Origin of the sequence: Pseudomonas sp. IPO3749, assembly GCF_013386605.1 — a bacterium.
Taxonomy (GTDB): Bacteria; Pseudomonadota; Gammaproteobacteria; order Pseudomonadales; family Pseudomonadaceae; genus Aquipseudomonas; species Aquipseudomonas azotoformans_A.
Genome location: NZ_JACARN010000068.1, coordinates 1 through 14,563 on the forward strand (window position 1 = coordinate 1; position 14,563 = coordinate 14,563).

At 62.1% G+C, this 14,563-nt stretch carries 12 protein-coding genes; 1 reads left to right on the forward strand and 11 read right to left on the reverse strand.

Annotation, left to right across the window (positions count from 1 at the left end; all coding sequences use genetic code 11):
* Positions 1 to 24 precede the first annotated feature (24 nt).
* Together HX812_RS24160 and HX812_RS24165 are read right to left on the reverse strand one after the other, a co-directional pair.
* Positions 25 to 399 carry a hypothetical protein gene (locus tag HX812_RS24160; protein WP_038851520.1) on the reverse strand — a complete coding sequence of 125 codons (375 nt, stop codon included), beginning with the start codon at positions 397 to 399 and terminating at the stop codon, positions 25 to 27.
* Positions 400 to 418: 19 nt separating this feature from the next.
* Positions 419 to 2,611 carry a multiheme c-type cytochrome gene (locus tag HX812_RS24165; protein WP_038851519.1) on the reverse strand — a complete coding sequence of 731 codons (2,193 nt, stop codon included), beginning with the start codon at positions 2,609 to 2,611 and terminating at the stop codon, positions 419 to 421.
* A 172-nt stretch (positions 2,612 to 2,783) separates the two neighbouring features.
* Between HX812_RS24165 and HX812_RS24170 the strand changes: the two genes are divergently transcribed.
* Complete coding sequence (locus tag HX812_RS24170; protein WP_038851518.1) at positions 2,784 to 3,452, forward strand: DUF3313 domain-containing protein; 669 nt, start codon at positions 2,784 to 2,786, stop codon at positions 3,450 to 3,452.
* Positions 3,453 to 3,495: 43 nt separating this feature from the next.
* On the opposite strand, the gene HX812_RS24175 is transcribed toward HX812_RS24170, so the two are convergent.
* From HX812_RS24175 to HX812_RS24215, 9 genes are all read right to left on the reverse strand, one after another.
* Entirely contained in the window at positions 3,496 to 5,988 is a 2,493-nt protein-coding gene (locus HX812_RS24175; protein WP_038851537.1) for a fused MFS/spermidine synthase, read from the reverse strand.
* Between the two features lie 94 nt (positions 5,989 to 6,082).
* Entirely contained in the window at positions 6,083 to 7,669 is a 1,587-nt protein-coding gene (locus HX812_RS24180; protein WP_038851517.1) for an arylsulfatase, read from the reverse strand.
* Between the two features lie 76 nt (positions 7,670 to 7,745).
* The gene (locus tag HX812_RS24185) at positions 7,746 to 8,747 is read right to left on the reverse strand and encodes an HAD family phosphatase (protein ID WP_038851515.1); all 1,002 of its coding nucleotides are present in this window, start codon (positions 8,745 to 8,747) and stop codon (positions 7,746 to 7,748) included.
* Entirely contained in the window at positions 8,744 to 9,793 is a 1,050-nt protein-coding gene (locus HX812_RS24190) for a BatD family protein (protein ID WP_038851514.1), read from the reverse strand. Before HX812_RS24190 ends, HX812_RS24185 begins: the two co-directional genes overlap by 4 nt.
* Positions 9,790 to 11,244, reverse strand: coding sequence for a VWA domain-containing protein (locus HX812_RS24195; RefSeq protein WP_177128154.1), 1,455 nt, complete (start codon positions 11,242 to 11,244; stop codon positions 9,790 to 9,792). The genes HX812_RS24190 and HX812_RS24195 overlap by 4 nt, the downstream gene beginning before the upstream one ends.
* Positions 11,231 to 12,223, reverse strand: coding sequence for a VWA domain-containing protein (locus tag HX812_RS24200; RefSeq protein WP_038851535.1), 993 nt, complete (start codon positions 12,221 to 12,223; stop codon positions 11,231 to 11,233). The genes HX812_RS24195 and HX812_RS24200 overlap by 14 nt, the downstream gene beginning before the upstream one ends.
* Complete coding sequence (locus tag HX812_RS24205; protein ID WP_033902906.1) at positions 12,210 to 12,665, reverse strand: DUF4381 domain-containing protein; 456 nt, start codon at positions 12,663 to 12,665, stop codon at positions 12,210 to 12,212. The genes HX812_RS24200 and HX812_RS24205 overlap by 14 nt, the downstream gene beginning before the upstream one ends.
* Positions 12,662 to 13,585, reverse strand: a complete 924-nt coding sequence (locus tag HX812_RS24210; protein ID WP_038851511.1) for a DUF58 domain-containing protein — start codon at positions 13,583 to 13,585, stop codon at positions 12,662 to 12,664. The genes HX812_RS24205 and HX812_RS24210 overlap by 4 nt, the downstream gene beginning before the upstream one ends.
* Positions 13,582 to 14,556: a MoxR family ATPase gene (locus tag HX812_RS24215; protein ID WP_038851510.1), complete on the reverse strand. Its 975-nt coding sequence runs from the start codon at positions 14,554 to 14,556 to the stop codon at positions 13,582 to 13,584. The genes HX812_RS24210 and HX812_RS24215 overlap by 4 nt, the downstream gene beginning before the upstream one ends.
* Positions 14,557 to 14,563: the final 7 nt, after the last annotated feature.

Below are 14,563 nucleotides of genomic sequence, written 5' to 3' on the forward strand. Positions count from 1 at the left end.
AAGCCCGCTCACCACAAGGGCCTGTCACTTCAGCCCCCTCTGCGCTTCAAGTACAAACACCCAGCGGCTGAGGGGCGGTACATACCCTAAGTCCAGCACATCAAAAACCACCCAACCCCGAGTCCTCACTGAGAGCGCTTGAACGGTTTGGCTGGGAAAAATAGCGAATCCTTTACTGATCGAAAAGAGTTCATGCGGGGCATTGCCCGTGTAAGGCGGCCGTGGGTCGCCCAGGAGGGCAACCTGGAGGTTCCCTGCCACATCAGGAAGGCTTAAATTCAGCGTTTCGCCGGTCGCCAAACGACCAACGACCACACCGTCAGCGAGGATCGCAAGCAGGCCATTTCTTCCAAGGGCATTGGCGAAAAAGCCGTCCTTCCTGTGAATGGTAATGTCCATAAAGCTCGCCTCAAGAGGTTTATTTCAACGCAGGATCGCCTGGGTTGAGCGCTTTCCAGCCCTGCATTACAACCTGCGCCTTGGGCTCCTGACCGTTTTCCAGGTAGTACTGGATCAACGACAGCCGCGCATTGCGGTGATACGGCTGGCGCTTGAGCAGGTTTTCCAATTGCTGGCAGGCTTCGTCGACACGGGCGCTGTCATGCAACGCCACCGCCAGCACAAAGGTGAACTGGCCGTTGGCAGGCTCCAGGCGGGCGGCGTTGCGCAGGTGGGGCATGGCTTTTGCCGTCTCGCCCGAGCGAATCAGCATCAAGCCTTGGGTGTGCTGTAACAGTGCGGTGTCTGGGTGCCGGGCCAACTCATCAGCAATCAGGCCGCGTGCTTCTGGCGTACGGCCGTTGGCTTCCAACCACTGCGCCAGGGTGACCAGCGCCGGGAAGAAATCCGGGTCGCGCAGCAGCGCGGTGCGCAATTGCGCTTCCACTTTGTCGCCACGGCCGCTGGCCTGGTAGAGCATCGCCAGGTTGAGGTTGGCTTCGGCACGTTCGAGCAGACTTGATTGCACCTGTTCATATTCAGCAATGGCGCTGTCCCAGGCGGGGCCCTGGCCGGGCACGCTCAACAGGTCCCGCGCGACAATGATCCGCACGGCGCGCACGGGATCCCTGAGCAAGGGCGCGTAAAGGGTGACGCGTTCCGCTGGCGGCAGCAGGGCGCTGACGGCACGCACGGCACTTTCCCGCACTTGCGGGGCAGGGTGGAGGAGGTCCTTGGTCGCCAGTATCAACGCCTGTTCACTGGGATAGTTGGGCAGTTCGACCAACAGCGTCGCGCGTTGGATGGCCGGTAGGTTGCTGCGAGCCAGTTGGTCATACAACGCCTGGGACGCACCGGCTTGGCCGCCGCGAATCAACACCATGCTCTCGGCGTAAGTCGGTGCTTTCAGCACGTCCCGTGCCCCGGCAGGGATGCTGAAGCTGTGGTCATGACGCAAGTCGTTGCCCATATAGACCTTGCCTGGCATATGGCAGTCAACGCAGAACGAGCCCGGTTTACCGGTGTGTTCAGGGGAGTCGTAGTTTTTGGCCTGTAGCCCGCGCCCATCCACTGTGGTGATCGAAGTTTTGCCGGCGGTGTTATGGCATTGCAGGCACACCGCATTGCCTGGCGCCTTGAGTTCATTGCTGTGGGGGTTATGGCAGTTGCTGCAACGCACGCCTTTCTCGGCCATTTTACTTTGGGCGAAGGAGCCGTGTTCGAACACCTCATCCTTGATCTTGCCGTCCAGGGCATACAGCTCACGGGTCAGCACGCTGGGCAGGTAGTCGTCCATCAGGCGTTTACCCACGGTAAAGCCATCGCCCAGGGGCGCACGGCGTGCATGGCAGCGGGCGCAGGTTTCCAGTTCGACGGTGGCGTCCTTGTCTTTGAGGTCCACGGCAAAGCCTGCGTGCAGCAGGTCGCCCTTTTTCGCCGCCCATTGCAGGTGGTTGGACGCCGGGCCGTGGCACGCCTGGCAGCCGACACCGAGGCTGTTCCATTGGCTGTCGAAGGTGTTGTTCTGCGCATCGAAATTGCGCTTGTAGCCCGTGGTGTGGCATTCCACGCACATGAAGTTGGCGTTCTGGCTGGGTTTGCTCCAGTGCAGCGGGTTCTTGAAGTTCACGCCCTGGCCGGGATACAGGTGAAACCAGCGGTTCTGTTGGGTATCCCAAGCCACGCCAAGGGCTTGCAGGCGACCGCCGCCGACGTCGATCAGGTATTGCTGTAACGGTGCGATGCCAAAGGTGTAGGCCACCTTGAAATCGGCCACCTTGCCGTCGCTGCCTGGTGTGTTGACCCAGAACTCATCGCCTCGGCGGAAGAACCGCGTGGTCTCACCTTCGCCGGTAAAGCTCGCATCGTTGAAGTCCGCCGGCACGGTCTGCGGCGTGGCCAATTGCATCGCCAGTTGATGGTGCGAGCCCTGCCAATCCTTGGCCTGGGCTTGGTGGCAGCCTTGACACTGTTGCTCATCGACCAGGGTGGCCGGGGGCATGACCACCGGCTTGGCGATCACTACCGGCGGCGGCAACCGAGGCGTACTGGCCTGCAGGAAGAACCAGATCCCGGTCATGGCCAACAACAGCAACACAATCAAAACGGGGTACAGATAACGACGGGGTGATTCACGGTGGGGCGCAGCGTGTTGTTTTTTGGGCCTGGGCATTCCGACTTCCGTTGTCTTGATGCGTGGACGCTCTATTGGCGCGCTTAAGCTCTGTGCAGCTTTGACGCTGGGGGCTGGTCTGTCAAACAGGCCGCGCAAATGAGGTTAATTCCCCAGGATTGGCTATACCTACAGCTCACTGTTTCGATGATGATCGCCAGGGAGTTCAATAATGAAACTAAGGCTAATGATCAGCACGCTGTGCGTGGCGTCGGTCGCCATGGCAGGTTGTGCCAGCAAGGTCACTTCACCGGACGAGTACTCCGGCTTTCTCTCGGACTACAGCCAACTCAAGGAAGCCCAGTCGCCTTCGGGAGCCGAGGTGATGCGTTGGGTTGATCCCAAGCTGGACCTCAGCCGCTACCACGCGGTGTTCGTCGAACCGACGCAGTTCTACCCCAAGCCCCAGGCCACGGCGAAAATCCCGGAAAGCACCCTGAACGGCATCAACACCTATTACAACCAGGCGCTCAAGCGTGAGTTGGAAAAATCCCTGCCCCTGGCCAATGCACCTGGGCCGGGTGTGATCGTGGTGCGGGCGGCGATCACGGCCGTGAGCAGCAAGACCGAGGGCCTTGCTCCGTATGAATACATCCCTGTCGCCCTGGTCGTCGCGACGGTCAGCACCGCGTCCGGCCATCGTGACCAGGAAACCACCTTGGGCACAGAGGCGCAGTTCCTCGACGGCGCCAGTGGCAAGGTGCTTGCCCAAGTGGTGCGCAAAGGCACCGGGAAGCCGCTATCGAACGAGGCCCAGGTGATGAAGGCCGATGACGTGAAAGGTGTGATCGATGGCTGGGCGTCGGACTTGCATCAGTCCTACGTCAAGCTCAAACACTAGGCCGTCCGGAAAGGGAGAGGGCCTATGTGCCCTCACCACCGCTTCACTGACCGCCAAACCAACGGAAATAAGGATTGGCGCCGTCTGCGCGTATGACCTCTCGCATCTCCCGGCTCCAGGCATCCCGATCACCGTTATAGGCGTGCAGGCTGGCGCGGTAGAACTGCATCAGGCGCTGTTGTTCGGTCGTCAACGTTCGGGCGAAGGTCTCATCCGCATGGATCAGCGGCACGGGCACGCGCAGATCGAGCAAGGCCGGCAATACGCGGGTGATTTCCTTGCTGCGCACCCACGGCGCGTACTCGATGCGCGGTTGATCGTCGGTGACCGGCAACGTATCCCCGGCAAATCGTTCAAGGCCCTTGCGATCAGTGACCCAGGTTGCCAGCAGAGTCGCCGCCGAATCGATACCAACGTCCGCCAGGGCGCTGCGCACGCCCGGTTCCTCAAATCGTTGGTGTATGCGTTGTGCATCCAGGGTGATCGGCTCCAGGGAGCCCACCAGCAGCATCTCATGGAACTCGCTGGTCCACAGCGACGCGTACGGGAACACGTTGAGGAAGCTGCGCACCAAGGCGCGGGAGTCGTCGATGTTTTGCGTCGGCAGCGGCAGCCATTGGGCGAGCAAGCCGTTTTTCTCGAGGCGCGTGGCCGCTAATTCGTAGAAGTCCTGGGAATACAGATTTACCACACCGGCAGCGGAGGGCGGCGGGGGTTCCAGGGTGATCAGGTCATAGGCTTGCGGGTTGCGCAGCAGTTCCTGGCGACCGTCGCGCAAGCGCAAGTCGATGCCTGGATCGCTGGCGGCATTGAAGTTGCCTTTGAACAAGGGGGCGGCTTGCACCACCGCTGGCAGGAGTTCAGCGACCACCCGATGTTCCAGGCCTGGATAGCGCAATAGCGCACCCGCCGTGATGCCGGTGCCGAAGCCGATCACCAGCGCAGACTTGGGCTCGGCGTTGTGAATCAGCAGCGGCAACAGCGCCTGGATCCGCATATAACGCAACGATGGCATGGCGTCGCCGGTGTTGGAGATGCCCTGGATATACAGACGCTGAAACGCCCGCGCTCCTTGGCCCTGGGTAACGACTGCCACCGTCGCGCCACGGCCTTCCTGGTAAAACGCCAGGCTGGCGTTGCGCGCACCGGGTAGCAATTTGGCCAGGCGATCCTCTGGGGTCAACAGTGCTATCGCCAGCGACACCAGCCCCAGTGCAATCACCGCCTGCCGCCGTCCTTTTTTAACACCCTGGCCACGGCGTACCGCCAGGTACCCCACGACGCCAGCCACCACAGCCAACACTCCCAAGGTCCGTACCAACCCCAACCACGGGATCAACACGAACCCGCACAGCATCACCCCGATAATCCCGCCCAAGGTGTTGAAGGCCACCACCGCGCCGACGTCACGGCCGACATGCCGATTGCCCACACTCAAGCGCAACGCCACGGGAAACGCCGCGCCCAGAAGCAAGGTCGGCACAAATACGATGCACAACGCCGCCACTGCAAAACGTGCGCTCATCCCCGGCAGCTCGCTTGCGCCCAGGCCCAGCACCAGCGCTTCAGCCTGGGTTTGCAACAGCACCAACCAGCGCCCCAACAGGGCGATTTCCAGCAGCGCCACCAAGCCTGCGCCCGCGATCAGCAGGCCGAATACACCCCAGGGATCGCGAAGACGTTCTACACGACCTGACATCAACTGGCTGCCGATGAACAAGCCGGTCAGGTAGGTGGCAAGTACCACGGCGAACGCATACGTGCGGGTACTCATGAATTGCACGATGGACTGCGACCACACCACTTCATAACCGAGGGCAACGCCACCGGCGATGGCGTACAGCACCAATGCCAGTCGTGCCGGGTGCATGGGGCGCGGCTGTGCGATCTCAACAGGCGCTTGATGACGCACCGCCAACACTGCCCCCACCGCAGCAAGCAGATTCAGCATAGCCGCCATCATCGCGCTGCCGCGCACGCCAAACTGGGCAATCAATACAAACGCCGTGAGCAACGTCCCGACAATCGCCCCGGCGGTGTTGGCCGCGTAGAGGCGCCCACCCGCCTGGCTCAAACCCTTGGCGTCGATACCCAACGAGCGCACCAGTACCGGCAACGTGCCGCCCATCAACACCGCCGGCAGCCCGACCAGGGCAAACGGCAACGCCCAGGCCAGCAGGCCAATGCGTTGTTCCAACCAGGCAAACGGTTCGGCCGCCACGCCCAGGGCGAGCGTCGCGCCCACCCCGAGCAGGGCAACCAATAATTCCAGACCTGCATACAACAACAGCGGCCGCGCGAAGCGGTCCGCCAAACGTCCGAACAGCCAGCCGCCGAATGCCAGCCCGGCAAAAAACGCGCTGATGCCCGCAGTAATTGCATACACCTCGACGCCTACCACCAGGGACAGCTGCTTGATCCACAGCACCTGATACACCAAGGCCGCACCGCCGGAGAGGAACAGGAGGAGGGCGGGGATCAGGATGGGCAGGACAGCCGTGCGCACGACGACTGTGTTGGCGAAACGTGAAGACATGAGGATGACCTTGAACACTGAATCCAGGGGATGTACTCGGTCCAAATGTGGGAGCGGGCAAGCCCACTCCCACACTGGTCCTGTGTTGTTGTAGTTATGACGCGGGGGCTGCTTTCATCTTCTCTTCAATTTTTTTGTCTACCGCTTCACGAATCTGGTCGATGCTGAAGCTCGGCGGTTTCTGGCTCGGCGGGTAGTCGATGAAGGTCTGCAGGAACTTCGCTGCCTTGGTCACTGCTACTGCTCCCAGGTAGACGTTCTTCGTGGTCCAGTCATAATACTGGTCGGAAACCACGTCCGCTCGCTCATACGGGTCCATCCTCAAGTTAAAGATTTTCGGTACCCGCAGTTGCACGAATGGCTCGCTCCACACCCGGAAACCACCGGGCTGGCGTTGCTCGGCGAATACCACTTTCCAGTTGTCGAACCGCATCGAGACCAGCATGCCGTCGTCATTGAAGTAGTAGAACTCGCTACGTGCGCCTTTAGGCTGCTGGCCGGTCAGATAGGGCAGTTGGTTGTAGCCGTCCAGGTGCACCTTGAAGTTGGTGCCGCCCGTGGTGGGTGCCCAGCCTTTGAGCAACTTGTCCTTCACGTCGGCGTCACCCGCTGCGGCCAACAGGGTCGGGAACCAGTCCATGCCCGAGACCATCTCGTTGGAAACTTCACCCTGCTTGATCTTGCCCGGCCAACGGATGATCGCCGGTACCCGATACGCACCTTCCCAGTTGGAGTCCTTTTCGTTGCGGAACGGCGTGGTCGCCGCGTCCGGCCAGGAGAACTGGTTGGGCCCGTTGTCGGTGGTGTACACCACGATGGTGTTGTCGGCGATCTTCAGGTCGTCGAGGGTTTGCAGGAGTTTGCCCACATCACCGTCGTGCTCCAGCATGCCGTCGGCGTATTCGTTGCCGGGCATGCCGCTCTGGCCCTTGATCGAGTCACGCACATGGGTGAACACGTGCATGCGCGTGGTGTTCATCCACACGAAGAACGGCTTGTTGGCTTCGGCTTGTTTCTTGATGAAGGCCTGGGCCGCGGCGGTGGTTTCATCGTCGATGGTTTCCATGCGCTTGGTGGTCAAGGCGCCGGTATCTTCGATCTTGCCGTCGGCAAAGCTGTGAATCACGCCACGGGGGGTGTTGGCCTTGACGAATTCCACGTCGTCCTTGGGCCAGTAGGGACGTTCGGGTTCTTCTTCGGCGTTGAGGTGGTAGAGGTTACCGAAGAACTCGTCAAAACCGTGGTTGGTAGGTAGGTATTCATCCCGATCACCCAAGTGGTTCTTGCCGAATTGTCCGGTGGAGTAACCCAGGGACTTGAGCGCCTGGGCGATGGTGATATCACGTTTTTGCAGACCTACTGGGGCGCCCGGAATACCCACCTTCGACAGACCCGTGCGCAACGGCGTCTGGCCGGTGATGAAGGACGAACGCCCGGCGGTGCAGCTGTTCTCCGCGTAGTAGTCGGTGAACATCATGCCTTCTTTGGCGATACGGTCGATATTCGGGGTCTTGTAGCCAACCACGCCCATGGAATAGGCGCTGATATTGGTTTGCCCGATGTCATCGCCGAAGATCACCAGGATATTCGGCTTTTCGGCCGCCCAGGCAGATGCCGAGGCGCCGATCACCGAAACCGCCACCAGGGCGAGTTTCGGCAGCCACTTACGTATGCGAGTCATAAGACTTGCTCCTTTTAGGGCTTGAGTCGCATTGCCTGCGACCAACGTTTTTAACAGTCCATCGCGACGTCTTTTCTTATTGCACCTTCACTTGCACAGCTGGATCGAACGGATAGATACGGCCCCAGTCGCGTGCCATATCCACCACGGTCCACTGCTGTTGCTTGGCCAGGTCCAGTGCCTTGTCCAGGCGCCCCACCTGAGAATTGCGGTCGTAGGCCCATTCGCGCTGGGCATCGGTGTGGTGCACCAGGCCCATCAAGCGTTTGCCAGGGCCGGCGGCGGTCCATTGCAGCATTTGCAGGTCGCCGTCGGAGTTGCCGAAGGCCAGGATCGGTCGACGCCCGATGATGGCGTCGATGCTTTCGGGTTTGCCTGGGCCGTCATCGTTGTGTGCCAGCTTGGCGGTGCGCAGCACCTGCGGCTTGCCGTCCTTGAGCTGGTATTGGGTGACGAAGTTGGAGCCGATCACCTGCTCGGGCGGCACGCCGTACACCTCTTCGGCAAAGGCGCGCATGAAGGCGGTGTCGCCCCCGGAGACGATGTAGGTCTTGAATTGCTGGCTGCGCAGGTAGTCGAGCATTTCCAGCATGGGCTGGTAGATCATTTGGTCGAACGGCTTGCCGGTCTTGGGGTGACGGGCCTGCTTGAGCCAGTTCCTGGCGTTGTCGATAAAGGCTTCGGTGCTGACCCCAGTGTGGGTGGCGCCGATGATTTTCAACAAGCCGTCCATGCCAGCAGCGGCAAGGGCCTTGTGGTCGCCTTCGAGCACGGCCTGGAAGGGCTGCGTGGTTTTCCATTCCGGATGCTGCGGGGCCAGGCGCTTGACCTCGTCAAAGGCGAACAGCACTTCAAAGTACGCCGGTTGTTCGGTCCACAGCGTGCCGTCATTGTCGAACACGGCGATGCGTTCGGCGGGCTTCACGTAGTCCTTGGAGCCTTCGGCGGTCACCGCCTGGACGAACTCGATGATCTGTTTTTTGTTCGGGCCTTCGTTCCATGACGGCAGCGGATCGGCCGCCAGGGCAGGCAGGCTCAGGAGGAGGAGAAGGGGCAGGGCAGAACGCAGCGACGTCATGGGAAGTCCTTTTCGTGACGAGGGTTCAGTGGAACCAAGCGTAGTTGACGACAGGCCCAGCGCAATGCTGGCCATGCCTTTCGCCACAATGACCGCAGGCGGGGCCATAGGGCGCGGATCAGATAAGCCGCCAGCACCAGCACGACGATGGCCGCCATCCATCCCAGCAAATGCCGCGACAGCTGCCAGCGTGCGTGCTGCCCGAGCGCCTTGAGGTCGTCGGTGACGGAAAAGGTCGGCGTGTAGGCGCTGGTGGCCTGGGCCACAAATGTCAGTGCGGGTAACTGCGCGATTTGCAGGCGATGGTTGCGGCTGTCCCACCATTTAAGCTGGAGGGCGGGCAGGGTGTAATGGCCGCCCTTTTCCACGCGATACACCAGATGATCGATGCGTTGGCCACCGGTGAGGGTGCCGCGTCCGTCATCCAGGTTGCTGATGGCAGGCGCCTGCGGGTATCGGCGAAGCCCGCGGACGTCAGCTGCAACAGGCGACGGCAGTGACAGCCCTGGCGTGTTATCGGCTTGCAGGGTCACTGTCCGCGTCAGGCTGTCGCCAACCTTGAGATCGCCGGCCGCAAGGGTCTGGCTCAGGCGTAAACCGCTGGCGACCAGCACGGGTTCACCGGGCGCAAACCCAGGTGGCTGAGTGGCCTCAAAGGTCAGCGGCGCACTCTGCGCACTCAACGGCGCGCTGGCCTGGCCCGGCTGGGCACTTACCGTCAGCGCGGGCACGCTGAAGCGTAGCGCCGTGGTCGGCGTGATCAGGTAGGCGTAGCGCATCCCGTAGAAGGTTTGCCCGTCGATCACCTGTGTGGTGTGCTCGGCCTCGCCCCCCGGTTGCTGTACGCGTGCTCCCGCCAATTTCAGGTCCGGCAACGTCGCGGCGGCGGTGAACCAGGTATCCGTCAGCACATCCACCTGCACCTGAAACTGCTCGCCCACGACGACTGATGCACCGGGGATCAGTTGCGCGTTCACCCGTAATTGCGGTTCGGCCGCCCATAACGGCCCTGACAACAACAGCAACACGCCCCAGTAGCGCTTCATGGCCGCGCCTCCTGGTCTTGCAGGCTGAATTTGCGGCGCAGGAAGTTGGCCGGTGACGTGGTCAGGTTCTGCAACCACAGTGCGTCATTATTTGCCTGCTGGGTCTGGATCGCTTTGCTCTGCCCCTTGCCTGGTGCTTTATCGAACTTGATCTCATCCGGCTTGACCTGCGGCGTGTTGTTCGCCGCGCTTTCGGTGTCTTTTTTCAGCGCAATCGCCAGGGCCAGGTTGGCCGTGGCTTCAGGGAAGACGGGTTGCAACTGCAAGGCCTGTTGATAGGCCGCGATGGCGTCATCGAACTTGAAGCGACGTACATGGATGTTGCCCAGATAGAACGCTGCTTGCGCGGTGTTCATGGCGGCGAAGGTGGTTTGGGCCAGGTCGTAATCGGCGGCGTTGTAGGCGGCGATGCCTTTCCAGTAAGGGTCGACGAAGAGCGCGGCGGCCTGCGGGTAATGATGGTGCTCGAAGGCCCAGCGGCCTTGCTGGTCGGGCGTCATGAACGGATTGGCCTCGGCTTGCGTCGGCGGTAGCAGCAGGCCGAGCAACACCACTGCCGTCCAGTTCAGGCTCCAGCCCTTGCGCACACTGAACAACGCCAACAGCAGTAACGGCCAGCACAGCCAATAGCCAGCGTCTTTCCATTGCAACAGGCGTTGCTGCTCGTCGACGTTCTGGAAGTGCTGCTGGGCGTGCAGTTCGATCCAGTCCAGATCATCGTCATTCAGGGTCAGGCTGCCCAGCGGCGCCTCCAGGGCCGAGGCCAATGGTTTGAGCGTGGGACTGCTGCCGAGGGCCAGGATCAGGATCTGCAGCGCGTTGTCCTTGAGGGCGGGCAGTTGGGCGACATCGGCGCCATCCGTCACCAGCAGCAAGGTGCCGGGCGATTGCTGCAACAGGCGCTTGGCCTGATCGATCACGCCGGCTACATCCTTGCCGCTCTTGCTGATCAAGTCGGTGCCCAATGCCTGAATGAAGGTATCGAGCAAGGCCGGATCATCGGTCGGCGGCAACACCAGATGGGCGCTGCCGGCGTAGACCAGCAACGCGGTGCGCGCGCCTTTGCGGCGCTCGACCAGGTCATGCAGCTTGTGTTTCGCGGCGGTGAGGCGCGTGGGCGGCACATCGGCGGTGTCCATGGACGCTGACAGGTCCATGGCGATGATCAGCGGTGCACGGTTCTCCAGGAAATCCGGGCGGTCCTGCTGCCAGGTCGGGCCCGCCGCGGCGAAGGCACCGACGACCAGCAGCGCACTCACTAAATGCAGCGGGCGCAGGCGATGGCGATCGGTCGGCGTAAGCAGTAAATGCGGCAACAGGTGCGGGGCGATCGTGCCGCGCAGGCGGCGCTGCAGATCACGGCTGCGCTGCCACACCCACGGCAGCAGCACGCCCAAAATCGTCAATAACAGCCAGGCAGGACGCAGAAAGTGGAAGTCACTGAAGTCCATCAGCACGCTCCCGTTTCCATCGATGCGGCCACAACGCAGCGATCAAGTGATACACCACCAACACGATCAGCGCGGTACACAGCGGCCACCAGAACAGGTCGCGCTTGGGCTGATGGCTGAGGGTTTTCACCTGATGCGGTGTGATCTTGTCGAGCGTGGCGTAGACCTGATCCAGACTGTCGCGGTCTTCGGCACGGAAATAACGCCCACCCGTGGCGCTGGCAATGTCTTGCAAGGCGTTGAGGTTGACCTTGGCTTCGCCGCTGGCCTGCGGGTCGCCGATGCCGATGGTGTGGATGATCACACCCTTGGCAGCGGCCATGTCGGCGGCGTGGTCCGGCGTGATTGCACTGCTGGTGTCATTGCCATCGGTGAGCAGGATCAGCACTTTTTCCGGTTCATGGGCCTGGTCCAGCAGCTTGAGGCCAAGGCCAATGGCGTCGCCGATAGCGGTGTTCGGCCCGGCCATGCCTATGCCGCTGTCGTCCAATAACAGCGATAGGCTGGCATGGTCGAGGGTCAAGGGGGCCTGGGGGTAGGCGCCGCTGCCGAACAGGATCAGGCCTATACGGTCGTTCTTGCGCTGCTGGATAAAGCCATGCACCACCTGTTTGACGGCGGCCAGGCGGTCGATCTTGTGGCCGTTGGCGTCGGTAAAATCCTCGGTTTCCATGGATTGGGAGATATCGATGGCCAGCATCAGGTCGCGCACCGGTTGTTGGCGTTCGATGGGTTTTTCCACCCAGACCGGCCGGGCGACCGCCAGCACCAGCAACGCCCACACCAGCAGATTGAGCAGCAACTGGCTGCGATGAGTCCGGGCGCTGCGGGTAGACGCTTCACCGACCGCCTGGCGCATGCCGCCAAAAAACGGCACGCGCACCGCACTGCGCGCTTCGCGATACACCGGCAGGTAGCGGTAGGCCAACCACGGCAGCGGCAGCATCAATAGCAGCCAGGGATAGTCAAGCTGCCACATGGTGTTGCTCCACCCAGGCCTTGCACTGGGCCAACAGCTGCGGGTCCTGCGACGCAGTGCCGTAGGCCATCTGGGCCAGCCGTTGAGCGAGGTCGTCGGGAATCGGACCTCTGGCGTGGCGTTGCAGGAAGGCTTGCCACTCGGCGCCACGCAAGGTCGGGATACGTTGCTGTTCCTCCAAGGGAAGCGGCATCGACAGCGCGACACGCTTGAGCAATTCGGGCAACTCGCGCAGGTCTTCCAAGGTGTCCAGACGCACCAGCGCTTCGCGCCGGTAGGCATCACGTCGCCAGCGCAACCATTTGCGGCCTGCCAGCACCAACAGCGCCAGCACCACAACGCCCAGCAACACGCCCCAGCCCCAGGTCTGCGGCCAGTAACTGACCGGCGCAGGCAAGCTCAACTCCGTGAGTTGCTCGATGCTTGGCACGTGGCTGCTCACCGACGTTTCCCCAGTTCACTGCGCAACTGATCGGCGGCGGGCAGGGCGGTGCTGATCATCAAGAGTGGCACCTGGCTGCGGCGCAACAGGGTGGCGACATCCTTCAAGCGTCCGCCGATAAAATCCCCCAGGGGTTGGCGCACCTGGCGCTGGTCCACCGCCAGTTCCACCTGCAACTGGCCTTGGGTGACCCGCAGCTGTCCACGGCTGGGCACGTTGAGTGCCAAAGGGTCATACACTTGAAACGCGATCACGTCGTTGTGCGCTGACAGTTGCTGCATCAGTTGCAAGGTACGCGGCCCGGCGCCGGCAAAATCGCTGACCAGGCAGATCAGGTGATCGTGGCCCGCCACCGCCAGGCACTGCTGCAAGACTGTGTCCAACTGGCCGTCGCCTTCATGGTCAGGGTTCCTCGCCGTCAACGCCGCATTTTGCTGAGCGATGCAGCTGCACAAGGCTTCCACGCGTTTGCGGCTGCGCAAGGGCGCGACACTGTCGACACGCTGGTCGTTGAACACCAGGCCGCCGACACGATCCCCGGCGTTGAACACCATCCACGCCGCCAGCGCGCCCAACTCTGCGGCAATGGCAGATTTGAAGCTGCGCACCGAGCCGAAAAACATCGACATGCGCTGGTCCACTACGATCAGCGCCGGGCGGTCGCGCTCTTCGGTAAAGGTGCGCACCACCGGTTTGCCGGTGCGCAGCGAGGCGCGCCAATCCAGATGACGCAGGTCATCGCCCGGCTGGTAGCGGCGCAACTCATCGAAATTCAGGCCTCGGCCGCGCAGGCGTGACGCATGGTTGCCCGCCAGGATGCTGCCTTGGGGCTGACGCGCGACAAAGCTCAGGTCGCGGGCCTGGAACTGCAAGGCTATCAATTGCGCCAGGCTGACGTAGACAAACCCGTCGGCGTTCATGCGGGAATCGCTACTTTGCTGAGCAGCCGGTCAAGCACCTGATCAGCCGACACGCCATCCGCCACCGCGTCATAGCTCAATTGCAGGCGATGGCGCAGCACCGGATGGGCGACAGCCTGCACGTTGTCCGGCGTGACAAAGGCCTGGCCTTGCAACCAGGCATCGGCCCGCGCGCAGCGGTCCAGGCCAATGCCGCCGCGAGGGCTGGCGCCGAGGCTGATCCAGCGCGCCAGGTCGGCGTCGTAGTCGGCGGGGTGGCGGGTGGCGTTGATGATGTCGATCAGGTAACGGTCGATAGCCGGCGACACCTGGATCGCGCTGACTTCCTGGCGTGCGGCAAAAATCACCTCCTGCGCCAAGGTAAAGCCTTGGACCGTTTGGGTAACGGCCGCCTGTTCTTCTTCGCGCAACAGGCGCAACACCTGGCTTTCGTTGGCGGCGCTGGGGTAGTCCAGCAACAGCTTCATCACAAAGCGGTCCATCTGGGCTTCCGGCAATGGGTAAGTGCCTTCCTGCTCGATGGGGTTTTGCGTGGCCACCACGATAAACAGCTGCGGCAGCGGGTGACTGGCGCCGGCCACGGTGATTTGTCGTTCTTCCATGGCTTCCAGCAACGCCGCCTGGACCTTGGCCGGTGCGCGGTTGATTTCATCGGCGAGGATCAGGTTGCCGAACAGCGGGCCGGGCTGGAAACGGATCTGGTTCTGGCCGTCGACCTGATGCAGTACTTCGGCGCCGGTGATGTCCGAGGGCAGCAGGTCCGGGGTGAACTGGATGCGACTCATCTTGGCGTCCAGGTGCCGGGCCAAGGCCTTGACCGTGCGGGTCTTGGCCAGTCCCGGCAGGCTCTCCAGCAACAGGTGGCCGTTGGCGAGCAGGCCGAGCAGGATCTGGCGGATCACCTGGTCCTGGCCCAGCACGCTTTCGGCCATGCTGGCTTGCAAGGCGTTCAAATCGTTGAGTGCGGTCATGGCACAC